Source organism: Streptomyces sp. NPDC023573 (genome assembly GCF_055559735.1).
On record NZ_JBVHKB010000008.1, the window covers coordinates 376339 to 400689 of the forward strand.

Here is a 24351-nt window from a genome sequence, read left to right on the forward strand (position 1 = left end):
GCACCACACAGACTTCCGGGAGCCAACCGTGACCGACGCACACACCACCGGCCCGTTCATCGCGGCCATCGACCAGGGCACCACGTCCAGCCGCTGCATCGTCTTCGACAAGGACGGCCGGATCGTCTCGGTCGACCAGAAGGAGCACGAGCAGATCTTCCCCAAGCCGGGCTGGGTCGAACACGACGCCGAAGAGATCTGGGAGAACGTCCAGGAAGTCGTGGCCGGGGCGATCGTCAAGGCGGGCATCACCTCCGCCGACGTCAAGGCGATCGGCATCACCAACCAGCGCGAGACCACCCTGCTCTGGGACAAGAACACCGGTGAGCCCGTCCACAACGCCCTCGTCTGGCAGGACACCCGCACCGACGCGCTCTGCAAGGAGCTCGGCCGCAACGTCGGCCAGGACCGCTTCCGCCGTGAGACGGGGCTGCCGCTCGCCTCGTACTTCGCCGGCCCGAAGGTGCGCTGGCTGCTCGACAACGTCGAGGGGCTGCGCGAGCGCGCCGAGCGGGGCGACATCCTCTTCGGGACGATGGACTCCTGGGTCATCTGGAATCTGACCGGGGGCACGGACGGCGGCGTCCACGTCACCGACGTGACCAACGCCTCGCGCACCCTCCTGATGAACCTGCACACGATGCAGTGGGACGACAAGATCGTCACATCGCTGGAGATCCCCGCCGCCGTGCTGCCGGAGATCCGGTCCTCCGCCGAGGTGTACGGCAACGCCAAGGGCGGCGTCCTGGACGGCGTCCCGGTGGCCTCCGCCCTCGGCGACCAGCAGGCCGCGCTGTTCGGCCAGACGTGCTTCGCCCAGGGCGAGGCCAAGTCCACGTACGGCACCGGCACCTTCATGCTGATGAACACCGGCCACACCCCGGTGAACTCGTACAACGGGCTGCTGACGACCGTCGGATACCGGATCGGCGACGAGAAGCCGGTCTACGCCCTCGAGGGGTCCATCGCCGTCACCGGTTCGCTGGTGCAGTGGATGCGCGACCAGATGGGCCTGATCAAGTCCGCGGCCGAGATCGAGACGCTGGCCTCCTCCGTCGAGGACAACGGCGGCGCGTACTTCGTGCCCGCGTTCTCCGGTCTGTTCGCCCCCTACTGGCGTCCCGACGCCCGCGGCGTCATCGCGGGTCTCACCCGTTACGTGACCAAGGCGCACATCGCCCGGGCCGTGCTCGAGGCCACCGCCTGGCAGACCCGCGAGATCAGCGACGCCATGACCAAGGACTCCGGCGTCGAACTGACCGCGCTCAAGGTCGACGGCGGCATGACCTCCAACAACCTGCTGATGCAGACGCTCTCCGACTTCCTGGACGCGCCCGTGGTGCGCCCCATGGTCGCCGAGACCACCTGCCTCGGCGCCGCCTATGCCGCCGGCCTGGCCGTCGGCTTCTGGCCGGACACCGACGCACTGCGCGCCAACTGGCGTCGTGCCGCCGAGTGGACACCCCGCATGGACGCGGCCACCCGTGACCGCGAGTACAAGAGCTGGCTCAAGGCCGTCGAACGGACCATGAGCTGGATCGAGGACGAAGAGATCTGAGGAGCAATCGACATGACCACCCTGCAGAGCGTCCCCGCCCTCGGGACGCATCCGGCCTCCGGCTCCCTCCCGAGCCGTGCCGAGACCCGGGAGCAGCTTTCCAAGGCGACGTACGACCTCCTGGTGATCGGCGGCGGCATCCTGGGCATCTCCACCGCCTGGCATGCCGCGCAGTCCGGACTGCGGGTGGCCCTGGTGGACGCCGGCGACTTCGCCGGTGCCACCTCCTCGGCCTCCTCCAAGCTGCTCCACGGCGGTCTGCGCTACCTCCAGACCGGCGCGGTGAAGCTGGTCGCCGAGAACCACTTCGAGCGGCGCGCGGTCTCCCGTCAGGTCGCCCCGCACCTGGCCAACCCGCTCACCTTCTACCTGCCCGTCTACAAGGGCGGGCCGCACGGCGCGGCCAAGCTCGGCGCAGGTGTCTTCGCCTACTCGGCGCTGTCCGCGTTCGGTGACGGCGTCGGCCATGTGATCAGCCCGTCCCGGGCCGCTCGCGACGTGCCGGAGCTGCGCACGGACAACCTGAAGGCCGTCGCGGTCTACGGCGACGACCAGATGAACGACGCCCGGATGGCGCTGATGACGGTCCGCGCGGCCGTCGACGCGGGCGCCGTCGTCCTCAACCACGCCGCGGTGACCGGGCTGCGCTTCACCAAGGGCCGCGTCACGGGGGCCGAGCTGGAGGACCGTCAGGACGGCTCGGAGTTCGGCGTGAACGCCCGGCTCGTGCTGAACGCCACCGGCCCGTGGGTCGACCACCTGCGGAAGCTGGAGGACCCGGCCTCCGCGCCGTCCATCCGTCTGTCCAAGGGCGCCCACCTCGTCCTCAAGCGCACCCGCCCGTGGAAGGCCGCGCTGGCGACGCCGATCGACAAGTACCGCATCACGTTCGCCCTGCCGTGGGAGGACATGCTGCTGCTCGGCACGACCGACGAGGAGTACGAGGGCGACCCGGCCGATGTCGCGGTCACCGAGAAGGACACGGCGCAGATCCTCGACGAGGCGGCGTTCTCCGTCCGGGACCAGCAGCTGTCCCGCGATCTGATCACGTACTCCTTCGCGGGGCTGCGGGTGCTGCCGGGCGGTCCCGGTGACACGTCGAAGGCCAAGCGCGAGACGGTCGTGACGGAGGGCCGCGGCGGAATGCTGTCGGTCGCGGGCGGCAAGTGGACGACGTTCCGCCACATCGGCCGTACGGTGATGAACAAGCTGGCCGAGCTGCCGGGGCACCCTCTGGGTGAGGACATGGAGCCGATGGCACGGCTGCCGAAGAAGGTCCCGCTGCCCGGTATCGCCAACCCGAACGCGGTCGCGCACCGGCTGCTGGTCGACGGCGGTACGCCCGGTCCGCGGATGCCCGCCGACACGGCCCGGCACCTGGCGACCCACTACGGCTCGCTCTCCTTCGACATCGCACGGCTCGCGAACGAGAACCCGGCCCTGGCCGAGCGCATCCACCCCGACGCCCCGGAGATCTGGGCACAGGTGGCGTACGCGCGCGACCGCGAATGGGCCGAGACGGCGGACGACGTGCTGCGCCGCCGGACGACGCTGACGATCCGGGGCCTGGCGACGGACGGCATCCGGGCCAGGGTCGAGGACATGCTGGCCGACGGGCGCTGACGACGCGGGTACGCCGCGGCAGGGGCGGTCTCCCGGTCGGGGAGGCCGCCCCTGCCGCGTGAGTGACCGGGTGCGGGACACCCCGGCGCCCGGGGCCGCATAATGAGATCCATACATCGGATGTCTTGTGCGCGAGGAGGCCTGCATGGCCGTCACCGACGAAGCGATCGAGAAGATCAAGGCAATGATCGTCTCGGGCGCGCTGGCCCCCGGGGACCGTCTCCCCAAGGAGAGCGAACTCGCGGCCGAACTGGGCCTGTCGCGCAACTCGCTGCGGGAGGCGGTGCGCGCGCTGTCGCTGATCCGGATCCTCGACGTCCGGCAGGGGGACGGCACCTACGTCACCAGCCTGGACCCGCAACTGCTCCTGGAGGCGCTCAGCTTCGTGGTGGACTTCCACCGAGACGACACGGTGCTGGAGTTCTTCGCGGTCCGCAGGATCCTGGAGCCGGCGGCCACGGCGATGGCGGCCCTGCGCATGACCGAGGAACAACTGGACGCACTCGACGACCAGTTGGACGCGCTGGGCCCGGAGCCCTCGGTGGAGGCGCTGGTCGCCGGCGACCTGGAGTTCCACCGCGGCATCGTCCAGCACTCCGGCAACTCGGTGCTGTGCTCCCTGCTGGACGGCCTGTCCGGCCCGACCACCCGGGCCAGGGTATGGCGCGGGCTGACCCAGGAGGACGCGGTCGGCCGCACGCTGCGCGAGCACCGGGCGATCCTGGCGGCGCTGCGGGACCGGGACGCCGAGGCGGCCCGGTCCTGGGCGACGGTGCATGTGGCGAGCGTGGAGCAGTGGCTGCGGTCAACCCTGTGAGGGGGCGGCGGGACGCAGCCGCAGCCCCTGCATCCCCCCGTCGACGGCGAGCGCGGTGCCGGTGACGGACGCCGCCGCCGGACTCGCCAGGTACACGATGGCGGCGGCCACCTCGTCGGCGGAGACCAGCCGTCCCAGCGGCTGCCGGGCGTCGAGCGCCGCGCGCTCGGCCGCCGGGTCCTCGGCCCGGTCGAGCAGCCGGCCGATCCAGGGGGTGTCCGCGGTCCCCGGATTGACGCAGTTGACCCTGATCCCCTCACGGACGTGGTCGGCGGCCATCGCGAGGGTGAGGGAGAGCACGGCTCCCTTGGCGGCGCTGTAGAGCGCGCGCTGCGGCAGACCGGCGGTCGCGGCGATGGAACAGGTCTGGGTGATCGACACGGCCCCGGGCCGCCCGGCGGCGGCACGGCGCAGATGGGGCAGCGCGTGGCGGGCCGCGCGGACCATGCCGAGCACGTTGACGTCCAGTACGTGGGCCCATTCCGCGTCCGTGTTGTCCTCGACGGTGCCGATCGAGCCGATCCCCGCGTTGGACACCAGGGTGTGCAGCCCGCCCAGCTCCGCGGCCGCCCGGTCGACGGCGTCGCGTACGGCGCCGTCGTCGGTGACGTCCGCCTCAAGGGCGAGTGCACCCTCGGGGGCGCCCACCGGATCGCGGTCGAGCACCGCGACCCGCGCCCCCCGGGCGAGCAGCAGCGTCGCCACCGCGGCCCCGATGCCGGACGCGCCGCCCGTCACCAGGGCGGACAGTCCGTCGAAATCCTGCGTACCGGTCATCGGTGGGTCTCCTCGGGTATGCGGGGGGCCTGCCACGCGAGGCCCCCCGGGTAGCGGTGTGCGGCGATGGAGGCGGGGAGCATCCGGGCCGAGAAGCCCGGCCGGCGCGGGGTGACGTAGCGGCCGTTCTCGACGACGGCCGGGTCGGCGAAGTGCTCGTGGAGGTGGTCGACGTACTCGATCACGCGGTCCTCCTGGCTGCCCGACACCGCGACGTAGTCGAACATCGAGAGGTGCTGGACGAGTTCGCACAGTCCGACGCCTCCGGCGTGGGGGCAGACCGGGACGCCGAACTTGGCGGCGAGCAGCAGGACCGCGAGGTTCTCGTTGACCCCGGCCACGCGGGCGGCGTCGATCTGGACGAAGTCGGCCGCGCCGGCCTGGAGCAGCTGCTTGAACACGACCCGGTTGGCGATGTGCTCACCGGTGGCGACCTTGACGGGCTGGCCGGCGCGCACGGCGGCGTGGCCGAGCACGTCGTCGGGGCTGGTGGGCTCCTCGACCCAGTACGGGTCGTACGGGGCGAGCGCGTTCATCCACTCCAGCGCCTCGGGGACGTCCCAGCGCTGGTTGGCGTCGACGGCGATCCGGATGCCGGGGCCGACGGCCCGGCGGGCGAGCGCGAGTCTGCGGATGTCGTCGTCCAGATCGGCGCCGACCTTCAGCTTGATCTGGGTGAAACCGTCCGCGACGGCCTCCTCGGCCAGGCGTACGAGCTTGGCGTCGTCGTATCCCAGCCAGCCGGGCGAAGTGGTGTACGCCGGATAGCCCTCGGCCAGCAGCCGCTCGGTGCGCCCGGCCCGGCCCGGCTCCGCGGCGCGGAGGATGCCGAGCGCCTCCTGCGGGGTGAGGGCGTCGCTGAGGTAGCGGAAGTCGACGAGGGAGACGAGCTCCTCCGGGGTCATCTCCGCGAGGAACCGCCACACGGGCTTCCCGGCCAGCCGCGCCGCGAGGTCCCAGGCCGCGTTGACCACGGCACCGGCCGCCATGTGTATCACGCCCTTCTCGGGGCCGAGCCAGCGCAGCTGGGAGTCGTGCGTGAGCCCGCGGTACAGGGCGGCGAGGTCCGCGGCCGTCCGGGGGGCGGCGCGTCCCACCACATGGGAGCGGAGCGCCTCGATGGCCGCGGCCATGACATCGTTGCCGCGGCCGATGGTGAAGCAGAAGCCGTGCCCCTCCGCTGCCTCGCCGTCCGTGCGCAGGACGACATAGGCGGCGGAGTAGTCGGGGTCGGGGTTCATGGCGTCCGAGCCGTCCAGCTGCCGCGAGGTGGGAAAGCGGATGTCGTCGACCTCGAAGTCCGTGACGGTCAGACTCATGTGCGCCCCCAGGGGAATAACATCGGATCTCTCAGTGGTCATCCGATGTATAACCTCCTACGGCCCTCCCGGTCCAGGGTTCCCATCGAGTTTGATCAGTTTCATCGGTACAGCTCGGATGAATCAAGAGGTGGCACGCTTCATCGGCGCGTGCAAACGGCTGCGGCGGAACAGGGCGGAAGCCGTAAGGTTGGTCCGTACACAAGGGAACTTCGGAAGGAGGCCTGGGTGATCGAGCTCGAGGGGGTACCCGAGCTGATCGACCCGGTCATGGTGGCCGCGTTCGAGGGCTGGAACGACGCGGGTGACGCCGCCTCCACAGCGGTCGGGCATCTGGACCGGGAGTGGAAGGGCGAGGTCTTCGCGGCGCTCGATGCCGAGGACTACTACGACTTCCAGGTCAACCGGCCCACGGTGTTCCTGGAGGGTGGGACACGCAAGATCACGTGGCCCACCACCCGGCTCTCCGTGGTGCGGGTCGGCGGTGAGAAGCCCCGTGATCTGGTGCTGATCCGCGGCATCGAACCGTCCATGCGATGGCGTTCGTACTGCAACGAGATCCTGGGCTTCGCCCATGAGCTCGGCGTCGAGATGGTCGTCATCCTGGGGGCGCTGCTCGGCGACACCCCGCACACCAGGCCGGTGCCGGTCAGCGGGGTCACCTCTGACCCGGACCTGGCGAGGACCATGGACCTGGAGGAGACCCGGTACGAGGGGCCCACGGGCATCGTGGGCATCCTCCAGGAGGCGTGCACGCACGCGGGAGTGCCCGCGGTGAGCCTGTGGGCGGCGGTGCCGCACTATGTGTCGCAGCCGCCGAACCCGAAGGCGACCCTGGCGCTCCTGAACCGCCTGGAGGATCTTCTCGGACTGCGGATCCCGCTGGGCGAGCTGCCCGAGGACGCCCGCGCCTGGCAGCTCGGGGTCGATCAGCTGGCCGCCGAGGACAGCGAGGTCGCGGAGTACGTGCAGACGCTGGAGGAGGCGCGGGACACCGCCGAGCTGCCCGAGGCGTCGGGAGAGGCCATCGCCCGTGAGTTCGAGCGCTATCTGAGGCGCAGGGACACGGGCGGCCCCGGCCAGGCGCCGGGCGGTCACGCCACGGAGAGCGGCGACATGCCCTACCTGCGGGACACCTCCAGCGGTCGTACGAGGCCGCCGAAGCCGCAACGCCCGGAGCGTTCCGAGCGGCCCGAGAAGGACAAGGGCCGGCCGGAGGACGCCGACGGGGGCGCCACGCCCGAGGACCCGCCGCCCGCAGGGCCGGACGAGGACGCCTCGGACGACTGACCGCCCGCCTCCCGCACGGGGAACGGCCCCGGACCTCGACGATCTCTCGCGAAGTCCGGGGCCGTTCGACGGTTCGGGAGTACTTACAGCGCGACGCCCAGCAGTGCGTCGACGGTGCGTGAGACCAGCCCGGGCGCACCCTCGTCCGCGCCACCGCCGGAGCTCTGCTCCGCGGCCCAGCGGTCCACGGCGGCGAGGGCGGCCGAGGTGTCCAGGTCGTCGGCCAGGGCCTCCCGCACCTCCTCGACCAGCGCGTCGGCGGGGAGCCCGTCGGGCCGGGAGACGGCTCCACGCCACCTGGCGAGACGCTCGACGGCGTCGGCGAGTACCTGGTCGGTCCACTCCCAGTCGGCCCTGTAGTGGTGAGCGAGCAGGGCGAGCCTGATCGCCGCGGGGTCCACGTCGTCCCGGCGCAGCGCCGACACGAAGACGAGGTTTCCCTTGGACTTGGACATCTTCTCGCCGTTCAGGGCGACCATGCCGGCGTGCACGTAGGCGCGGGCGAAGGGGTGCTCGCCGGTCAGCACCTGGGCGTGCGAGGCGCCCATCTCGTGGTGCGGGAAGGCGAGGTCGGAGCCGCCCCCCTGCACGTCGAAGCTCATCCCGAGGTGGTCGAGCGCGATGGCGACGCACTCGATGTGCCAGCCGGGCCTGCCGCGGCCGAGGGAGCCGCCGTCCCAGCTCGGCTCGCCCTCACGGGCGGCCATCCAGAGCATCGGGTCGAGCGGGTTCTTCTTGCCGGGGCGCTCCGGGTCACCGCCGCGCTCGGCGGAGAGCAGCCGCATGGCCTCGGCGTCCAGGCCGGAGACCTCGCCGAAGTGCGGGTCGCACTCGACGGAGAAGTACACGTCGCCGTCGAGTTCGTAGGCGGCGCCCGCGTCACGGAGGCGTTCCACGAGCGGGACGATACCGGGTATCGCCTCGACGGCCCCGATGTAGTGCTTCGGGGGGAGCATGCGCAGGGCGGTCATGTCCTCCCGGAAGAGAGCCGTCTCGCGCTCCGCGAGCTCGGTCCAGTCCTCGCCGTCGCGCACGGCCCGCTCCAGCAGCGGATCATCCACGTCCGTCACGTTCTGGACGTAGTGAACCTGCCGCTTGGTGTCGAGCCACACGCGCTGAACGAGGTCGAACGCGTTGTAGGTCGCCGCATGACCCATATGGGTCGCGTCGTACGGCGTGATGCCGCAGACATAGATGCGGGCGACGGGACCGGGGTCAAGGGTGATCCGTCCGCCGGTCGCGGTGTCGTGGATCCGAAGGTCGCGGCCCTTGCCAGGCAGGGCGGGGACCTCAGAAGCGGGCCAGGCATGCATGTCATGAGCGTAACCGGATGATGCTTCCGGATACGAACCGGATGGCAGATCGAGGCCGAAGAGGCGGTCTTGCGGGCGGGGCGGTTCTCGCCTACGCACCGGGGCCCGGAGCGGCTCACCGCCCCGGGCCCCGATGGGCCGGTGTCACACCGGCGGCCAGGGGATCGGCGGCCAGTCACCGCTCGGCAGAGGGTGGCGGCCGGACTTGCGGAGGCTCTCCACCCGGCCGCGCAGGGCCTCGGTCTCCGCCGCGGTGATGAGTTCCCCCAACCGGGTGGCGAGCGCCGTGCCCGGTTCCAGGCCGGCCGAGAGCCGGTCGAGCACTTCGGCCGCCTCCGGCGTCAGCGGTTCCCCGGCCCACCCCCACAGGAGCGTGCGCAGCTTGTCGTCGGCGTTGAAGGTGACGCCGTGGTCGATGCCGTACAGCCGCCCGCCGGGAGCGGACAGCAGGTGCCCTCCCTTGCGGTCACCGTTGTTGATCACGGCGTCCAGGATCGCGAGCCTGCGCAGCCGGGGGTCGTCGGCGTGCACCAGCAGGGCGGTCCTCCCCTCCCCCACCTCGGCGAAGCCGACCGCCTTCCACCCGTCCCCGGGCTCCTCGGTCTCGACGAGCGCGAGCAGGGGCGGCAGCCCGTGGGAGGACGCCGGTGCGTCCTCGCCGCCCGCCTCCGCCTCGATCCACAGCTGGCACATCCCCTCGCCGTAGGGGCCATCCCGCAGCACCGTGGGCGGGACGAGTCCCCAGCCGGTGGCCTCGGAGATCTCGTACGCGGCGACCTCGCGCCGGGCGAGCGTGCCGTCGGGGAAGTCCCACAGCGGCTGCTCGCCGGCGACCGGCTTGTAGACACAGAGGCGTTCCTCGCCCTCGTACGCGACCGTGCAGTGGAGCACCGCGTTCGACGCGCCCCTGACCCGGCCGTGGACCGTGAGCTCCCCCTCGGCGAGGAGAGTGCGCAGCCCCTCCTCCGTCAGGCCCCGCGACGGTATCCGTTCTGGCGCGGGCATACGTGTCCTTCCGGGTCGAGGGGGAGGCTGCAGAGCGGGCAGGGCGGGCGGCCCGCGTTCACGACGTCCAGCGCGCGTTTGGCGAACGCCCGCGCCTGAGCACCGCTCAGCCGGACGCGCAGCATCGGCGGACCGTTCTCCTCGTCCTGCAGAAGCCTTTCCTCGGCCTCGGCGAGGTCGTCCTCGGAGTCGGCGTCCAGTTCGACGAGGGCCTGCGCCTCGACGATCATGCGCTGCTCCTCGCCGTCCCAGGCGAGTGCCATCGTGCCGACCCTGAACTCCTCCTCGACGGGGGCGTCGAGCGGAGCGCTGTCGGTGACGTCCATGGGTGCCACGGCGGGCACAGGTGAGTTGCCGCCGGTCCGCCGCACGACCTCGTCGAGGAGTTCGTCGATCCGTTCGGCCAACGCGGCGACCTGCGTCTTCTCCAGGGCCACGCTGGTGACCCGTCCGCGCGAGGATGCCTGAAGGAAAAACGTACGGCGGCCAGGCAGCCCGACCGTACCGGCCACGAAACGGTCCGGAGGGTCGTAGAGGAACACCTGACGGGACACGTCCTGTCTCCCTTGAGAATGTGATGGCGGATAGGGGCGGCCCCGGGGCCCTGCGAGATGTCCCGCACGGCCTCTACGGCGCGTCCACCCTACTGCGCGGAGCGATCACGGTGCCCCAGCGCCGCCCCCGACGGCCGCATCCGTTGCTTCCTCCCCCGTCGCGTCCGCCCCGATGGCCTGTTCACGTGGTGCCAAGGACGCGAAGTCGCCGGTGTCGCCGAGGCGGAGGAGGAACGGGCGCAGTGAGGTGTAGCGGATCGCGGTGACGGAACACGGGTCGGCGTGCAGGCGCTGGAAGAGGTCGAGGTGCATGCCGAGCGCGTCGGCGACGAGGGCCTTGATGATGTCCCCGTGCGAGCACATCACATACGTGGCGTCCTCGCCGTGCTCCGCCTCCACGCGGGCGTTCCAGTCCCGCACGGCGTCGACGGCCCGGGCCTGCATCGCCCGCATGGACTCGCCGCCGGGGAAGGCAGCGGCCGAGGGGTGCTGCTGGACGACCCTCATCAGCGGTTCGTCGGAGAGTTCGGCGAGTTTGCGCCCCGACCAGTCCCCGTAGTCGCACTCGCTGATCCGGTCCTCGGTGTGCAGCGGGAGGTCCGGGCGGGCGTCGAGCAGTGGCTGGAGCGTCTGGCGGCAGCGCTGCAGCGGGCTGCTGACGGCCGCGACGAGGGTGAGGGCGGCCAGGCGGCCGGGGAGCGCGGCGGCCTGTTCCTCACCGCGTCCGTCGAGGGAGACGCCGGGGGTCCGGCCGGCGAGCACTCCGGAGACGTTGGCGGTCGAGCGTCCGTGGCGTACAAGGATGAGCGTGGGCATACCTGCCAGCGTAGAGGTGCGTGAACCCTTCGCGGCAGGGAAGAATGCGCGGGTGATCGTCGACTGCGGAATTTACCGGGACGGGCGCAGGACCGAAGGTCCCGCCGACTTCTCCGATGCCCTCGACGAGGCACGCGCCACCGGGGACGCCTTCGTCTGGATCGGCCTCCACGAGCCGACGGAGAAGGAGTTCGACCTGGTCAGCAGCGAGTTCGCGCTGCATCCGCTGGCGGTGGAGGACGCCCTGCGCGCCCATCAGCGGCCGAAGCTGGAGATCTACGACGACTCCCTGTTCGTCGTCATCAAGCCGGTGGTCTACGAGCCGGAGAGCGACACCGTGAGCGCCGGTGAGCTGATGCTCTTCATAGGGGACTCCTTCGTGGTGACGGTGCGCCACGGCGAGGGTGCGCCCCTCGCGGCCGTACGGCGCCGGCTGGAGGCCGAGCCCGAGGTCCTGAAGCACGGGCCCACGTCGGTGCTCTACGCGGTGAGCGACGCGGTGGTGGACCACTACATCGAGGTCGCGGCCGAGCTCCAGGTCGACCTGGAGGAGCTGGAGGCCGAGGTCTTCGCCCCCTCCGGGACCGGGGACTCGAAGAACACGGCGGCGGGCATCTACACCTTCAAGCGGCAGGTGCTCGAATTCCGCCGGGCGACCAATCCGCTGAGCGCGCCGATGGCGCGGCTGTCGAGCGCGGGCGTGCCGTTCGTCGACGCGGACTCGCAGCCGTTCTTCCGGGACGTGAACGACCATCTGACGCGTGCCGTCGAGCACGTGGAGGGGCTCGACCGGCTGCTCTCGGACATCCTGTCGGCGCATCTGGCGCAGGTGGGTGTCCGGCAGAACGACGACATGCGGAAGATCTCGGCGTGGGCCGCCATGGCCGCCGTACCCACCATGGTGGCCGGGATCTACGGGATGAACTTCGAGCACATGCCCGAGCTCGGCTGGATCTGGACCTACCCGGCCGTGATCGCGCTGATGGGCGTCGCGGTCGCCGGGCTGTACCGCCTGTTCAAGCGCCGCGGCTGGCTGTAGTCCTTCTCAGGCGTATTCGTTCTCGGGGACGGCAGGGCCGCTCAGGGCGTCGCGCAGGGCGGGCTGTTCGAGGCTCACCATGCGCCGCCAGCCCACCAGCCGCTCGTAGGCGTGCATCGCGTGGATGCCCGCGACGAGTACGGCTGACTTGGCGCGGGGCCAGCCCAGCACGGCGCCCATGTGGCTCATCACGGCCAGGCTGACGTCGCGGTACACCCGGATCTCGGCCTGGGCGCACTCCCGCAGGACGGACTGGATCATCCGTCCGTGTCCGGCCCGGGCGAAGCGGAGGAGCTCCTCGTGGCAGTACGCGAGGTGGCTGTCCTCGTCCCGCGAGATCATCTTCACGGCGCGGCCGAGGACGGGGTGTCCGGCGAAGTGTCTGAGCAGGAGCCTCATCTGCTCGGACGCCCGCTGCTCGGTGACCCTGCTGTGGGCGAGGTAGACGATGATGTCCCGTTCGGTGAGCGGCTCCTCACGGCTGAGCCGGTCGTGCGCCAGGCCGATGCCCTGGCGCTCCAGCAGGAGGGTGTAGTCGGTCTCGTACGGCACCGTCACCGGCTGGAGTCCGCGCTGCTTCAGCAGGGCGTTGAAGATGCGGCCGTGCTTGTCCTCGTCGGCACCGTGCCGGGCGACCTTGGGCGCCAGCCCGTGCAGTCCAGGCGGGACGAGTGCGGCGATGCGGCCGTTCTCCCAGCCGCCCTGCGTCTCCCCGCCGGCGGCGATCGAGCAGAACAGGCGGAACGACTCGTCGTTGTCGAGGATCTCCTGGAACAGACTCTTTGCCGACAGCATCACTGCCACCTTTCCCACCGGTGTCCGCAGAGACACAGTCAATTCCGGTACGCGTCGGTAGGCAACACGGGGCGGGGCGGAGAGGGCCGAACGGGCGCCCGGCGGCGGCCGGACCTGCCCGGGCGTCCCGGGTGGAGTACGGGGCGTAACCCGGGGCCGGGCGGCGCGTTGTTCCGTGTGACGGCCGTGGCGGGGAGGACCCCCGAGCCCCCACCACGGCCGTAGTGCTGCGCCGGTGCCTACGCGGCGAGGCCGGAGCGCTCCAGGGCGTCGGTCCCGGCGCGCAGGGCCGCGAGCCGCTCGTCGAGCGTGAAGCCCGCCGGGGCGAGGGTCAGCGTCGTCACACCGGCGGCGGCGTAGGCCTGCATCCGGTCGGCGATCCGGTCCACCGAGCCGAGCAGCGTGGTCTGGTCGATCAGCTGGTGCGGTACGGCTGCCGCCGCGCCGGCCTTGTCGCCGGAGAGGTACTTGTCCTGGATCTCGGCGGCTTCCTTCTCGTAGCCCATGCGCTGGGCGAGCTGGTTGTAGAAGTTCTGCTTGCGGCTGCCCATGCCGCCGACGTACAGCGCGGTGTACGGGCGGAACATGTCGGCGAGACCGTTGATGTCGTCGCCGACGGCGAGCGGCACCGTGGGACAGACGTCGAAGCCGTCCATCGTCTTGCCGGCCTTCTCGCGCCCGGCCCGCAGGTGCTTCACCGCGGTCTCCTCCAGGTGGTCGGCGGAGGGGAAGATCAGCAGGGCTCCGTCGGCGATCTCGCCGGTCTGCTCGAGGTTCTTCGGGCCGATCGCGGCGATGTAGAGCGGGATGTGCTCGCGCTGCGGGTGGACGGTCAGCTTGATGGGCTTGCCCGGGCCGTCGGGCAGCGGCAGCGTCCAGTGCTCGCCCTCGTAGGACAGGCGCTCCCGGGACATCGCCCTGCGCACGATCTCGACGTACTCGCGGGTGCGGGCCAGCGGCTTGTCGAACTTGACGCCGTACCAGCCTTCGGAGACCTGGGGTCCGGAGACGCCGAGGCCGAGGCGGAAACGCCCCCCGGAGAGCGAGTCGAGGGTGGCCGCGGTCATGGCCGTCATGGCGGGCTGGCGGGCCGGGATCTGCATGATGGCGGAGCCCACGTCGATGGACTCGGTACGGGCGGCGACCCAGGCGAGCACGGTGGGCACGTCGGAGCCGTACGCCTCGGCCGCCCAGCAGACGTCGTAGCCGAGCCGGTCGGCCTCCTGGGCGACGGCGAGGTTGTCGCCGTCCATCCCCGCACCCCAGTAACCGAGATTGATGCCGAGCCGCATACCCACGCTCCCTCTACTGATCAGTAACGTTCCTGTGTCCCGGACTCTAGCGCGGGGCGCACGAATCCGAACAGGCTCGCCCGGGGACCACGGTTGTCCACAGGCCTCCACCCCGTGGTGCCTTGGCCAGTAATCTCAGCGCCCATGGAGCAGAGGCATCTCGGCCGTACCGGCCTTCGTGTGTCCCGGATCGGGCTGGGCACCCTCACCTGGGGCCGGGACACCGACGAACACGACGCCGCGGACCAGCTCAAGGTCTTCTGGGACGCGGGCGGCACCCTCGTCGACACCGCCGACGTCTACGGCGGCGGGGAGGCCGAATACCTGCTGGGCCGCCTTCTGGACAGTCTGGTGCCGCGGCAGGACCTGGTCGTCGCGACCAAGGCGGGCAGCGTGCCCGACCCCTGTCGCCGCTTCGACGGATCGCGCGGGCATCTGCTGGCCGCGCTCGACGCGTCGCTGCGGCGGCTCGGGACGGATTATGTCGACCTGTGGCAGATCCACGCCTTCGACCCCGTGACACCGCTGGACGAGACCTTGCAGGCACTGGACCTTGCGGTGTCCTCGGGGCGCGTCCGGTACGGCGGAGTGTCCAACTTCAGCGGCTGGCAGCTGGCCAAGGCGGCGACCTGGCAGCTCGCCGCGCCGGGGCTGCGCACCCGGCTGGCGTCCACGCAGATGGAGTACTCGCTGCTGCAGCGGGGCGTCGAGCGGGAGGTGCTGCCCGCGGCGCTGGACCTCGGGGTGGGGCTGCTGCCGTCGTCCCCGCTGGGCCGGGGCGTGCTGACCGGCAAGTACCGCACCGGCACGCCGTCCGGCTCACGCGGGGCCTCCGAGCAGCTGGCCCCCTTCGTCGAGCCGTACCTCGACGAGGCGGCGGGCAGGATCGTGGACGCGGTGGCCACGGCCGCCGACGGCCTCGCCACGACGCCTCTCCAGGTCGCGCTCGCCTGGGTGCGGGACCGCCCGGGGGTGGTGGCTCCCGTCGTCGGCGCGCGCAACGCGCAGCAGCTGACCGAGGCGTTGTCAGTGGAGGCGCTTAGTCTTCCTGACGAGATCTGCCAGGCGCTCGACGATGTGTCGGCGCCCGTGCACCGCTATCCCGACCAGGACTGGAGCACGCTGTGACTGCGCATCCCCGGGGAGAATCCCCGGACCCCGCGGCCGAGGACCACGAGGCCGTCGAGGACGCCGTGCCCCAGGCCGCCGACGCGCCCGGCACGCCCGACGAGGGCGGCGCCGGGAGCGCTGAGACGGCGGACGACGGGGCGGACGGCACGGAGGACGCACAGGACCTGGAGCAGGCTCCCGGGGCTTCCGCGCCCGCCCTCTCGGAGGCGGAGGCGGAGCTGGCCGCACAGCGCGAGCTGCGCGAGCGCATCGAGCGGCGCAAGGCCGAGAAGGAGGCGCCGATCACCGCGGGCGCCAAGCTGAGCGGGCCGGCGGCGGATCTGCTCGCCGCGGTCCGCGCGGTGGAGAGCGGCGAGAAGCCGGGCACCGCCTTCTTCGACTCGCCCGCGTCGGCGCCCGCACCCCGCCGGGCGGCCCCCGCCCCGGCCGCGCCCGTGCGGCCCTCCCCCGCCCCGGAGCGGCAGGCTCACCGGGCCGCGTCCCCCGAGGCCGCCGCCTCGGTCGGTGAGGTGCTCACCGAGGGCGGGGCCCCCGGGGCCCTGGCAGGGCCTGCCGCCGCCACGCTCGGCGAAGGGGCCGCGGGTCATCTCCGGGAGGACCCGTGGCAGCTGCTCTCCGTGCCCGGCGTGCGGCCCGAGCAGGCGGACGGCTTCGCACGGGCGCTGCTGGGCGCCGGGTGCGGGCCCGACGACGAGCGGCGCACGGCGGCCCTGGTGGGCTGGCTGCTGGAGCGGGCGGCTCTGCGGGGCCACACCGCGATGGACGCCGACGAGGTGCGGACGGCACTCGCCGGGTTCGCGGTGACCGATCCGGCGGAGGCCGTCCGGCGGGCCGCCGCCGAGGGCGTCGTGCTGGTCTTCCAGGACGGCGAGGCCGACGACGACTCCACGGAGCCCGCGGACACCGGGGAGGCCGGGGAGACGCCCGAGGACGGAGCGGCTGGGGACGAGGAGCCGGTCACGGTGCTGCTGGGCCTCGACCGGTACGCCCTGGCCGAGGAGAGCCTCGCCGACGGGCTCGCACGTCTCGTCAACACCTGTGAGAAGGGCGCCGACTGGACGGATGCCGCTGCCGCCGCCCCGTCCCCTTCGGCGGGCGAGCTGATCCGGGCCGCCGCGACCGCGGGCCTGGTCGCCCACAGCGGGGGCGAGACCGCCCGGGCCGAGCCCGCCGCCCTGCTCACCGCCGCGCACGGCCTGGGGCTGCGAGCCCTGGGTACCACCCACAGCGAGGACGGCAGGCGCAGGCTGGCGGCCGCGGCCGGTGACCCGGGCTCCGCAGTCACGCTCTCCTCGCTGCTCTCCGGCGAGGGCGGTCCCGGACGGGACGCGGACGGTGCGTTCGCCCTCGACGTGCTGGTGGTGCTGGACGCCCCGCAGCTCGACGTGGAGACGGCCGCGATGCTGGTGGAGTCCCTCGCCGACGGGACGCGGCTGATCCTGAGCGGCGACCCGGGAGTGCTCGGGTCGGCCGGTGCGGGCCGGGTCTTCGCCGATGTCATCGCGGCCCGGGCCTGTCCGCACGTGGTCTCGCGCACGCCTGACCCCGGGCCGATCGGCGAGCTGGTCTCCGGCATCGGGGCCGGGGAGCTCGCCGAGGTGGAGGCGCCCGGCAAGGAAGTGGTGATCGTTCCCGTGCGGGACGCGGGTGAGGCCGTCCACCGCACGGTGCAGCTGGTGGCCGACTCGGTGCCGCGCGCCCTCGGCGTGCCCTCCTCCGACACCCAGGTGATCACCGTGGGGCACGGCGGCTCGGCGGGCACGACCGCGCTGAACGCCGCGCTCAAGCAGCGGCTCAATCCCGGGCCCGGCCGGTTCGGCGGCTTCGACCCCGGCGACCGCGTGGTCCACGTCCCTTCACCCGGCAGGGCGGTGCCCGGCTCGGTCGTCTCGGCCGACGCCGAGGGCCTGCACCTGGACTGCGCGGGGACACCCGTCGTCGTGCCGCAGGACCGGGTGGAGACGTCCGTACGCCACGGCTGGGCGCTCAGCGCCCACCAGGCGGCCGGGATGCGCTGGCCCGCCGCTGTCGTCGTCCTGCCCGGCGACGCCGCGAAGGGGCTCAGCAGGCCCTGGGTGTACACGGCGTTCAGCCGTGGGGAGCGGCACCTGTCCGTGGTGCACGGCGTGGACCAGGCCCTGCCGCGCGCGGTGGCCGAGGTGCCCGCCCAGGAGCGGACGACCCGGCTGCGGCCCCTGCTGGAGGCACTGCCGACTCCGGACGCCTCGTAGGCCAGTACCCCGGGCCCCGGGACGGGCCTGTGCGGCGTCCGTGGTGCCCGGACGCCTCGCAGGGCCCCGGACGCCGGACGCCGGCCCCGGTGCGCTGCGCGCCGGGGCCGGCGGAGGGTGGAGTCAGGCGCGGTCCGGGACGATGTCGTCCGGGTCCCCGTCCAGCTCGTCCTCCTCGTCGAAGACCGAGCTGACGTCGAAGCGGCAGACCACCATCGCGGGATCGGCCTCGTCGAACGGCGCCCCGAGCCACTCCCCCGGCTCGGAGAGCTCCTCCACGGCGGAGACCCAGAGGGTGGAGTCCCCCTCCTCCAGGCCGAACTCCTTGTGCCGGGAAGCGATTTCGTCCGCCTCGTACTCGCCGAACACCACTCCGAGCGCGGCATGCACACCGGCGCCGGCGGCCGCCACGGCGTCGGCGCCCCCGTCCTGTCCGTCCGGATCGAGGTCGGCGAGCCGCTGGGCCTGGGCGAGCAGCCGCGCGGGCTCCGCCACCGCGTAGTCGCGCCTGATCAGCACGCTGACGGCGTGCGGCTCCTCCGGGCCCGCGTAGGGCGGGAGGGAGTCCTGCGCGGCCGGAATCTCGAAGGGAGTGACCTCGTCATGGCGGTCGTAGAGCAGTTCGTCGTAGACCTCGGCCGCGGCGGCCAGTGCGTTGAACGCGTCGTAGACGGCGGGATCGTCGTCCCCGGTACGGCGTTCGACTGCCTGGAGGTGGCGGTCGAGCGCGGTTTTGACGGCATCGGCGGCGGCGCGTACCTCGGCAGCGGTGGGCTGCGCAGCATCAGACATAGGACAGACGCTATCCGTACCGGGGGTCTGCCCGCACAATAGATGCGATGCCGGAATACGAATTCATCGACGTGTACGTGCCGCGCGGGGTCTCCCGCAAGGAGGCGGCCCGACTGCTGACCGACCATGCCGAGTACGGGCACTGGGAAATGGACCGGCTGACGCTGCGCCGTGACGGCAGCCGACGGGTGCGGCTGCGCCGCCGCATCATCCGCCAGCTCCGGCCCACCTGGTAGGACGGAGCGGGTCCCGCGTGCGCGGAACCCGCTCGTCGGACCGCTGTCGCGCTACCGCTGCGCGGCGCCCCGCGAACGCCGGTACAGGACCGTGCCCGCACCTGCGAGCAGCATGCCCGCGCTCGCCGGGATGAGCAGGTCGAGCCCGCCCCCGCCGGTCTGTGCGAGCTGCTCGCCCGCCACCAGCTGGGTCTCGGGAGCCGGAGGGGCGTCCGGCGTGACCGGCTTCTCCGGGGTGTGCGGCGTCTGCGGCACGACGGGAGGCGGGACCGTCTCCGTGTCGTTCTCGCAGCCGTTGCCGAAGACCGGGTTGAGCAGGCCGCCGACGGTGACGCTGTTGCCGCAGACGTTCAGCGGGATCTCCACCGGCGCCTGCACCTGGTTGCCGGAGAGGAACCCGGGGGATCCCTCCGTCACCGCCTGGGCCGAGGTGCCGGAGGCACGGTGCCTGCCCGTTCCCGCCCCGCTGTCGCTCGCCTCTTCGTGCCCGGACGCCCGGCTCCCGGAGCCCTGACCGGACGAGGCACCGTCCTCGGAGGTGTGCGCGTGGCCGGACCGGGACGTGCCGTTTCCGCAGTCGTTTCCGCTCGTGGGATTGAGCAGACCGCCGACGTCCACGGAGTTTCCGCACACGTTGACGGGTACATCGATCGGGACCTGGATCGAGTTCCCCGAGAGCACTCCCGGTGAATTCGACGCGGCGCCGGCCGCTCCCGCGTCGGCGTGCGCGTAACCGCCGCCGAGCGCGAGCACTCCGCCCGCCGCTGCCATGGTGATCAGGCCTTTACGTGTGACCTGTCGCATAGGTTGTCTTCCTGCCTTCTGCCTACCGAAATGCCCCGGACACAGCCGTGCTGGGGGCCGAATGCCCAGTGGCCCCGGGGTGCATGGCGCGCACCCCGAGGCCGACCGGACTCACACCCTTACGGGTTGACGCGCATCGTCACGCGTTGACGCAGGTGTTGCCGAAGGCGGGGTTCAGCAGCCCGATCACGTTGATCGTGTTGCCGCACACGTTCACCGGAACGTGGACCGGCACCTGAACGACGTTGCCCGAGAGCACGCCGGGGCTGCCGATAGCGGCACCCTGGGCTCCGGCGTCGGCGGAAGCCATACCCGCACCCGCGAGCACGAGACCACCGGTAGCAGCCGCGATTGCGACGACCTTCTTGATCATTATTCCTCCTGTTTGACAAGTGCGGTCCCAGCCGCGGACCGCATCACTTGTAACGAGGAGGGAGTGAGGGGGCTACGAGTGCACGAGGCCTTTCACCCTTTCAAGTGAGGTGCGTACAGGCAGGCGAATTCGGTTGTCCGACGGGCTCAGGAGTGGTCGATGAAGCGGTCGAGCACCCGCGCGCCGAACTTCAGGCCGTCCACGGGCACCCGCTCGTCCACCCCGTGGAACATGCCCGCGAAGTCCAGCTCCGGCGGCAGTTTCAGCGGGGCGAAGCCGAAGCAGCGGATGCCGAGATCGTCGAAGGACTTCGCGTCGGTGCCGCCGGACAGCATGTAGGGCACGGCACGGGCGATCGGGTCCTCGGCCTTGAGGGCGAGCTGGATCGCGTCCACCAGGGACCCGTCGAAGCTCGTCTCCAGGGCCTTGTCGCCGTGGACGTCCTCGCGCCTGACCCGGGGCCCGAGGATCCGGTCGAGGTCGGCCAGGAACTCCTCCTCGTAACCGGGCAGGAAGCGCCCGTCCACATGGGCGGTTGCCTGTCCGGGGATCACGTTCACCTTGTAGCCTGCGCCGAGCATGGTGGGGGCGGCGGAGTTCCGCAGGGTGGCGCCGACCATCTTGGCGATCCCGCCGAGCTTGGCGAGCGTCGCCTCCATGTCCTCCGGGTCGAGCGGGGTGCCCAGCGCGTCGGACAGCTCGTCGAGGAAGGACCGTACGGTCTTGGTCACCCGGACCGGCCACTTGTGCCGGCCCAGCCGGCCCACGGCCTCGCAGAGCTCGGTGATGGCGTTGTCGTCGTTGGTCATGGAGCCGTGGCCGGCGGTGCCGTCCACGGTGAGCCGCATCCAGTGCATGCCCTTCTGCGCCGTCTCCACCAGATAGAGGCGCAGGTTCTCGTTGACGGTGAAGGAGAAGCCGCCGACCTCACCGATCGCCTCGGTGACGCCGTCGAAGAGGTCCCTGTGGTTGTCGACGAGGTGGCGCGCCCCGTACGTGCCGCCCGCCTCCTCGTCGGCCAGGAACGCCAGCACGATGTCGCGCGGGGGCTTGCGGCCGCTGCGCATGCGGTCGCGCACGACCGCGAGGGTCATCGCGTCCATGTCCTTCATGTCGACCGCGCCGCGTCCCCACACGCAGCCGTCCGCGATCTCGCCGGAGAACGGGTCGTGCGTCCAGTCCGCCGCGTTGGCCGGCACGACGTCGGTGTGCCCGTGGATCAGCAGTGCGGGCCTGGAGGGGTCCTCGCCCTCGATCCGGGCCACGGTGGAGGCACGGCCCTTGTGGGACTCGAAGATCTTCGGCTCCAGCCCGACCTCGGCGAGCTTCTCGGCGACGTACTCGGCGGCCGCCCGCTCTCCGGGGCCGGAGTGGTCGCCGTAATTGCTGGTGTCGATCCGGATCAGGTCACGACAGAGGTCCACGACCTCGTTCTCGGCCCTCTCGCCGATGCCGGTCCGGGCCGTGTTGGTCTCGCTCACGCTGCTTCCTTCCACTGTCGCGGTGGTGCTCCCCCTCATCCTCGCGCGCCCGCCCCGCCTGCCCAAGACCGCCCGGCCCTCGTCACGCGCCTTTCACAGGACAGGGGCGTGATCGAGCACCCTCGAATGTTTGCTATGGTTTTCCACGTCGGAACGGGCCAGGAGCCCGCGAGACAGACACCTTGTCCGGGTGGCGGAATGGCAGACGCGCTAGCTTGAGGTGCTAGTGCCCTTTATCGGGCGTGGGGGTTCAAGTCCCCCCTCGGACACCAGCGGAGAACCCCCAGGTCACCCTGGGGGTTTTCGCATGTCCAGCAGGGCACGAGCGTCTGCCGACAGCCTGTACGACGGGGTGGCGGCGGGCCCTGCCCGTCCTTTCCGGGCTCTCCGGCGACAAGGATCCCTCCGGCGACAAGGACCGACGCGATGAGAGGACGGGCGAAGCCTCCCGCCGCCCCGCTCCCCCAGCGCTCGGGCGTCGACCCGGTGCGGGTGCGGCTCCCGGCGGATCCGGCGGGGGTCTGGGCGACCGTCGCGGACCATCTGCGGGACCGGTTCGCGGAGGCGGTCGGCGCCGGACGGGTGGACACCATGCTGGCGGAGGGCAGGTTCGTCGGGGCTGACGGCGGTGCGGTGCGGGCTGACGAGCCGTACACGACCGGGCGCCACCTCTGGTTCCACCGGGATTTCGCACCGGAGGAGCCGGTGCCGTTCCCGGTCGGGGTGGTGCACCGGGACGAGCACCTCGTGATCGCGGACAAGCCGCACTTCCTCGCCACGACGCCGCGCGGCCGGCATGTCACCGAGACCCTGGTCGCCCGGCTGCGCCGGGAACTGGGTCTGCCGGAGCTGCAGCCCGCGCACCGGCTGGACCGGCTTACGGCGGGTCTGGTGCTCTGTGTCGTGAGGGCCGGGGACCGGGGCGCGTACCAGACGCTGTTCCGCGACCGGCTGGTACGCAAGGAGTACGAGGCGGTGGCTCCGTACGATCCGGATCTCACGCTCCCGCGCACCGTGCGGAGCCGGATCGTGAAGGAGCGCGGGGTCATCGCCGCACGCGAGGAGCCGGGGGCCGCGAACAGCGAGAGCAGGATCGAACTCCTCGGGCACCGGGGCGCCTTCGGCCGCTACCGCCTGGTGCCGGCGACCGGCCGCACCCATCAGCTGCGGGTCCATATGAACGCGCTGCGGCTGCCGTTGGTGAACGATCCGGTCTATCCGGTGGTGGAGCCCGAGCCGGAGCTCGCGGACTACACGCGTCCCCTGCAGCTGCTCGCGAGAGTGCTGGAGTTCACCGACCCGGTCACGGGTGAGCCGCACCGCTTCGAGAGCGGGCTGCGGCTCTCCGCGTGGCCGGAGCGGTGAGCCCCCGCCGCGTCAGTGGCCGCGATTGATCCAGTCCTCCAGCTGCGGGGCCTCCGCGCCGATGGTCGTGGAGTCCCCGTGTCCGGTGCGGACCGCGGTCTCCGGGGGGAGAGCGAACAGCCGGTCCCTGATCGAGTCGATGATCGTCGGGAAGTGCGAGAAGGACCGTCCGGTGGCGCCGGGGCCGCCCTGGAAGAGGGTGTCGCCGGTGAAGACGGTGTCCAGCTCCTGGGCGTACAGGCAGACCGCTCCCGGGGCGTGGCCCGGGGTGTGCAGGACCTTCAGGCGGACCCCGGCGATCTCCAGCTCCTGGCCGTCGGCCAGTTCGGCGTCGGGGGTCCGGTCCGGGTGTGTCTGCCGCCACAGCTCGAGGTCGTCGGGGTGCAGCAGGACCGGCGCGCCGGTCGCGTCGGCGAGGGCGGGGGCCGCGTCGATGTGGTCGTTGTGCGCGTGGGTGCAGATGATCGCGCGCAGCGTACGGCCGCCGAGTGCCGCCTCGATCGCCGCGGCGTCGTGTGCCGCGTCGATGACGACGGCCTCGGTGTCGTCGCCGACGATCCAGACGTTGTTGTCGACGTCCCACTCGCCGCCGTCGAGGGCGAAGGTGCCGGAGGTGACCAGGTGGTCGATGCGGGCGGCCATCAGAGGACCACCACCGAGCGCAGGACGTCTCCGTCGTGCATCCGGGCGAAGGCCTGCTCGATCTCGCCGAGCTGGATGGTCTCGGTGACGAAGGCGCCCAGGTCCAGGCGGCCCTGCTGGTGCAGGTCGATGAGCATGGGGAAGTCGCGCGAGGGCAGACAGTCGCCGTACCAGGAGGACTTGAGGGAACCGCCGCGGCCGAACACGTCGAGGAGCGGGAGTTCGAGCTGCATCTCCGGCGTGGGCACGCCGACGAGGACGACGGTACCGGCGAGGTCGCGGGCGTAGAAGGCCTGCTTGTACGTCTCCGGGCGGCCGACCGCCTCGATCACGACGTCGGCGCCGTTGCCGTCGGTCAGTGCGCGGATGGCCTCGACGGGGTCGTCGGAGCGGGAGTTGACGGTGTGGGTGGCGCCCATCTTCTTCGCCGTCTCCAGCTTGCGGTCGTCGATGTCGACCGCGATGATCCTCGCCGCTCCCGCGAGACGGGCACCGGCGATCGCCGCGTCGCCGACGCCACCGCAGCCGATGACGGCCACGGAGTCGCCGCGGCCGACCTGACCGGTGTTGATGGCGGCGCCGATGCCCGCCATGACTCCGCAGCCGAGCAGGCCGGCGACGGCCGGGGACACCTCGGGGTCGACCTTGGTGCACTGGCCGGCGGCGACGAGGGTCTTCTCCGCGAACGCGCCGATACCGAGCGCGGGCGAGAGCTCGGTGCCGTCCAGGAGGGTCATCTTCTGCTTGGCGTTGTGGGTGTCGAAGCAGTGCCAGGGGCGGCCGCGCAGACAGGCGCGGCACTGGCCGCAGACCGCACGCCAGTTGAGGACGACGAAGTCGCCCGGCTCGACGTCGGTGACGCCGTCGCCGACGGACTCCACGACGCCCGCGGCCTCGTGGCCGAGCAGGAAGGGGAAGTCGTCGTTGATGCCGCCCTGCTTGTAGTGCAGGTCGGTGTGGCAGACGCCGCACGCCTGGACCTTGACCACGGCCTCGCCGGGGCCGGGGTCCGGCACCAGGATCGTCTCGACGCGCACCGGCTCGTTCTTCCCCGGTGCGATGACCCCTTGTACCTGCTGCGCCATGCCGTGGTCTCCC

The 24351-nt window shown here is 71.8% G+C and carries 23 protein-coding genes and 1 tRNA gene; 10 read left to right on the forward strand and 14 right to left on the reverse strand.

Translation table 11 applies throughout. The features are described 5' to 3' along the window. Positions 1-28 precede the first annotated feature (28 nt). The 3 genes from glpK (at position 29) to ACZ32T_RS26335 (ending at position 3998) form a co-directional block, all read left to right on the forward strand. Positions 29-1558, forward strand: coding sequence for a glycerol kinase GlpK (glpK, locus tag ACZ32T_RS26325; protein ID WP_467264506.1), 1530 nt, complete (start codon positions 29-31; stop codon positions 1556-1558). 12 nt (positions 1559-1570) lie between these two features. Further along, entirely contained in the window at positions 1571-3181 is a 1611-nt protein-coding gene (locus ACZ32T_RS26330; protein WP_362943037.1) for a glycerol-3-phosphate dehydrogenase/oxidase, read from the forward strand. 145 nt (positions 3182-3326) lie between these two features. After that, complete coding sequence (locus ACZ32T_RS26335; RefSeq protein ID WP_467369329.1) at positions 3327-3998, forward strand: FadR/GntR family transcriptional regulator; 672 nt, start codon at positions 3327-3329, stop codon at positions 3996-3998. On the opposite strand, the gene ACZ32T_RS26340 is transcribed toward ACZ32T_RS26335, so the two are convergent. Both ACZ32T_RS26340 and ACZ32T_RS26345 read right to left on the reverse strand, forming a co-directional pair. Next, the gene (locus ACZ32T_RS26340; RefSeq protein WP_467264502.1) at positions 3987-4775 is read right to left on the reverse strand and encodes an SDR family NAD(P)-dependent oxidoreductase; all 789 of its coding nucleotides are present in this window, start codon (positions 4773-4775) and stop codon (positions 3987-3989) included. The two genes, ACZ32T_RS26335 and ACZ32T_RS26340, sit on opposite strands and share 12 nt — an antisense overlap. Continuing rightward, entirely contained in the window at positions 4772-6094 is a 1323-nt protein-coding gene (locus ACZ32T_RS26345) for an L-fuconate dehydratase (RefSeq protein ID WP_467369374.1), read from the reverse strand. Before ACZ32T_RS26345 ends, ACZ32T_RS26340 begins: the two co-directional genes overlap by 4 nt. Before the next feature lie 228 nt (positions 6095-6322). On the opposite strand from ACZ32T_RS26345, the gene ACZ32T_RS26350 reads away from it, so the two are divergent. Then, entirely contained in the window at positions 6323-7384 is a 1062-nt protein-coding gene (locus tag ACZ32T_RS26350) for a PAC2 family protein (protein WP_467264500.1), read from the forward strand. 83 nt (positions 7385-7467) lie between these two features. Here ACZ32T_RS26350 and mshC read toward each other — a convergent pair whose 3' ends face one another. The 4 genes from mshC to ACZ32T_RS26370 all read right to left on the reverse strand — a co-directional run bounded on the left by mshC (position 7468) and on the right by ACZ32T_RS26370 (position 11072). Next, positions 7468-8697, reverse strand: a complete 1230-nt coding sequence (gene mshC / locus ACZ32T_RS26355) for a cysteine--1-D-myo-inosityl 2-amino-2-deoxy-alpha-D-glucopyranoside ligase (protein WP_467369331.1) — start codon at positions 8695-8697, stop codon at positions 7468-7470. 144 nt (positions 8698-8841) lie between these two features. Continuing rightward, positions 8842-9702, reverse strand: coding sequence for an SCO1664 family protein (locus ACZ32T_RS26360; protein WP_467369333.1), 861 nt, complete (start codon positions 9700-9702; stop codon positions 8842-8844). Continuing rightward, positions 9666-10256, reverse strand: coding sequence for a DUF3090 domain-containing protein (locus ACZ32T_RS26365; protein WP_104790241.1), 591 nt, complete (start codon positions 10254-10256; stop codon positions 9666-9668). Before ACZ32T_RS26365 ends, ACZ32T_RS26360 begins: the two co-directional genes overlap by 37 nt. A 105-nt stretch (positions 10257-10361) precedes the next feature. Beyond that, the gene (locus ACZ32T_RS26370) at positions 10362-11072 is read right to left on the reverse strand and encodes a histidine phosphatase family protein (RefSeq protein ID WP_467369335.1); all 711 of its coding nucleotides are present in this window, start codon (positions 11070-11072) and stop codon (positions 10362-10364) included. Between the two features lie 52 nt (positions 11073-11124). Here ACZ32T_RS26370 and corA point away from each other — a divergent pair, with 52 nt between their 5' ends. Beyond that, the gene (gene corA / locus ACZ32T_RS26375; protein ID WP_467264492.1) at positions 11125-12111 is read left to right on the forward strand and encodes a magnesium/cobalt transporter CorA; all 987 of its coding nucleotides are present in this window, start codon (positions 11125-11127) and stop codon (positions 12109-12111) included. A 6-nt stretch (positions 12112-12117) separates the two neighbouring features. Here corA and ACZ32T_RS26380 read toward each other — a convergent pair whose 3' ends face one another. Beyond that, a complete protein-coding gene (locus ACZ32T_RS26380; RefSeq protein ID WP_467264490.1) occupies positions 12118-12906 on the reverse strand; it encodes a ferritin-like domain-containing protein in 789 nt (262 codons plus the stop codon). A gap of 239 nt (positions 12907-13145) precedes the next feature. Further along, entirely contained in the window at positions 13146-14198 is a 1053-nt protein-coding gene (locus tag ACZ32T_RS26385) for an LLM class F420-dependent oxidoreductase (RefSeq protein ID WP_467264488.1), read from the reverse strand. A 144-nt stretch (positions 14199-14342) separates the two neighbouring features. Here ACZ32T_RS26385 and ACZ32T_RS26390 point away from each other — a divergent pair, with 144 nt between their 5' ends. Together ACZ32T_RS26390 and ACZ32T_RS26395 are read left to right on the forward strand one after the other, a co-directional pair. Further along, a complete protein-coding gene (locus ACZ32T_RS26390) occupies positions 14343-15326 on the forward strand; it encodes an aldo/keto reductase (RefSeq protein ID WP_467264486.1) in 984 nt (327 codons plus the stop codon). Next, positions 15323-17560: a helix-hairpin-helix domain-containing protein gene (locus ACZ32T_RS26395; RefSeq protein WP_467369337.1), complete on the forward strand. Its 2238-nt coding sequence runs from the start codon at positions 15323-15325 to the stop codon at positions 17558-17560. The genes ACZ32T_RS26390 and ACZ32T_RS26395 overlap by 4 nt, the downstream gene beginning before the upstream one ends. 123 nt (positions 17561-17683) lie before the next feature. On the opposite strand, the gene ACZ32T_RS26400 is transcribed toward ACZ32T_RS26395, so the two are convergent. Then, positions 17684-18352, reverse strand: coding sequence for a hypothetical protein (locus tag ACZ32T_RS26400; RefSeq protein ID WP_467264482.1), 669 nt, complete (start codon positions 18350-18352; stop codon positions 17684-17686). 47 nt (positions 18353-18399) lie between these two features. Between ACZ32T_RS26400 and ACZ32T_RS26405 the strand changes: the two genes are divergently transcribed. Continuing rightward, on the forward strand, positions 18400-18588 hold the full coding sequence (locus ACZ32T_RS26405) for a DUF5703 family protein (protein WP_467264481.1): 189 nt from the start codon (positions 18400-18402) through the stop codon (positions 18586-18588). A gap of 51 nt (positions 18589-18639) precedes the next feature. Here ACZ32T_RS26405 and ACZ32T_RS26410 read toward each other — a convergent pair whose 3' ends face one another. The 3 genes from ACZ32T_RS26410 to ACZ32T_RS26420 all read right to left on the reverse strand — a co-directional run bounded on the left by ACZ32T_RS26410 (position 18640) and on the right by ACZ32T_RS26420 (position 21246). Beyond that, on the reverse strand, positions 18640-19392 hold the full coding sequence (locus ACZ32T_RS26410) for a chaplin (protein WP_467264479.1): 753 nt from the start codon (positions 19390-19392) through the stop codon (positions 18640-18642). Between the two features lie 139 nt (positions 19393-19531). Further along, positions 19532-19765 carry a chaplin ChpH gene (chpH, locus tag ACZ32T_RS26415; RefSeq protein WP_351283273.1) on the reverse strand — a complete coding sequence of 78 codons (234 nt, stop codon included), beginning with the start codon at positions 19763-19765 and terminating at the stop codon, positions 19532-19534. Positions 19766-19911: 146 nt separating this feature from the next. Then, complete coding sequence (locus ACZ32T_RS26420; RefSeq protein ID WP_467264477.1) at positions 19912-21246, reverse strand: M20/M25/M40 family metallo-hydrolase; 1335 nt, start codon at positions 21244-21246, stop codon at positions 19912-19914. Between the two features lie 184 nt (positions 21247-21430). On the opposite strand from ACZ32T_RS26420, the gene ACZ32T_RS26425 reads away from it, so the two are divergent. Both ACZ32T_RS26425 and ACZ32T_RS26430 read left to right on the forward strand, forming a co-directional pair. Further along, a tRNA-Leu gene (locus ACZ32T_RS26425) sits at positions 21431-21518 on the forward strand. 154 nt (positions 21519-21672) lie between these two features. Next, a complete protein-coding gene (locus ACZ32T_RS26430; protein ID WP_467369340.1) occupies positions 21673-22611 on the forward strand; it encodes a pseudouridine synthase in 939 nt (312 codons plus the stop codon). 12 nt (positions 22612-22623) lie between these two features. Here the strand turns inward: ACZ32T_RS26430 and ACZ32T_RS26435 are convergent, their stop codons facing one another. Next, positions 22624-23253, reverse strand: coding sequence for an MBL fold metallo-hydrolase (locus ACZ32T_RS26435; protein ID WP_467369342.1), 630 nt, complete (start codon positions 23251-23253; stop codon positions 22624-22626). Continuing rightward, entirely contained in the window at positions 23253-24338 is a 1086-nt protein-coding gene (locus tag ACZ32T_RS26440) for an S-(hydroxymethyl)mycothiol dehydrogenase (protein ID WP_467369345.1), read from the reverse strand. Before ACZ32T_RS26440 ends, ACZ32T_RS26435 begins: the two co-directional genes overlap by 1 nt. Positions 24339-24351 lie beyond the last annotated feature (13 nt).

What these genes read in the sequence shown, in the direction of transcription:
- ACZ32T_RS26330 (WP_362943037.1), top strand. Translation starts at nt 1,571, where the DNA reads ATGACCACCCTGCAGAGCGTCCCCGCCCTCGGGACGCATCCGGCCTCC.
- ACZ32T_RS26335 (WP_467369329.1), top strand. Translation starts at nt 3,327, where the DNA reads ATGGCCGTCACCGACGAAGCGATCGAGAAGATCAAGGCAATGATCGTC.
- ACZ32T_RS26340 (WP_467264502.1), bottom strand. Translation starts at nt 4,775, where the DNA reads ATGACCGGTACGCAGGATTTCGACGGACTGTCCGCCCTGGTGACGGGC.
- ACZ32T_RS26345 (WP_467369374.1), bottom strand. Translation starts at nt 6,094, where the DNA reads ATGAGTCTGACCGTCACGGACTTCGAGGTCGACGACATCCGCTTTCCC.
- mshC (WP_467369331.1), bottom strand. Translation starts at nt 8,697, where the DNA reads ATGCATGCCTGGCCCGCTTCTGAGGTCCCCGCCCTGCCTGGCAAGGGC.
- ACZ32T_RS26360 (WP_467369333.1), bottom strand. Translation starts at nt 9,702, where the DNA reads ATGCCCGCGCCAGAACGGATACCGTCGCGGGGCCTGACGGAGGAGGGG.
- ACZ32T_RS26370 (WP_467369335.1), bottom strand. Translation starts at nt 11,072, where the DNA reads ATGCCCACGCTCATCCTTGTACGCCACGGACGCTCGACCGCCAACGTC.
- ACZ32T_RS26380 (WP_467264490.1), bottom strand. Translation starts at nt 12,906, where the DNA reads ATGCTGTCGGCAAAGAGTCTGTTCCAGGAGATCCTCGACAACGACGAG.
- ACZ32T_RS26385 (WP_467264488.1), bottom strand. Translation starts at nt 14,198, where the DNA reads ATGCGGCTCGGCATCAATCTCGGTTACTGGGGTGCGGGGATGGACGGC.
- ACZ32T_RS26390 (WP_467264486.1), top strand. Translation starts at nt 14,343, where the DNA reads ATGGAGCAGAGGCATCTCGGCCGTACCGGCCTTCGTGTGTCCCGGATC.
- ACZ32T_RS26400 (WP_467264482.1), bottom strand. Translation starts at nt 18,352, where the DNA reads ATGTCTGATGCTGCGCAGCCCACCGCTGCCGAGGTACGCGCCGCCGCC.
- ACZ32T_RS26405 (WP_467264481.1), top strand. Translation starts at nt 18,400, where the DNA reads ATGCCGGAATACGAATTCATCGACGTGTACGTGCCGCGCGGGGTCTCC.
- ACZ32T_RS26410 (WP_467264479.1), bottom strand. Translation starts at nt 19,392, where the DNA reads ATGCGACAGGTCACACGTAAAGGCCTGATCACCATGGCAGCGGCGGGC.
- chpH (WP_351283273.1), bottom strand. Translation starts at nt 19,765, where the DNA reads ATGATCAAGAAGGTCGTCGCAATCGCGGCTGCTACCGGTGGTCTCGTG.
- ACZ32T_RS26430 (WP_467369340.1), top strand. Translation starts at nt 21,673, where the DNA reads ATGAGAGGACGGGCGAAGCCTCCCGCCGCCCCGCTCCCCCAGCGCTCG.
- ACZ32T_RS26435 (WP_467369342.1), bottom strand. Translation starts at nt 23,253, where the DNA reads ATGGCCGCCCGCATCGACCACCTGGTCACCTCCGGCACCTTCGCCCTC.
- ACZ32T_RS26440 (WP_467369345.1), bottom strand. Translation starts at nt 24,338, where the DNA reads ATGGCGCAGCAGGTACAAGGGGTCATCGCACCGGGGAAGAACGAGCCG.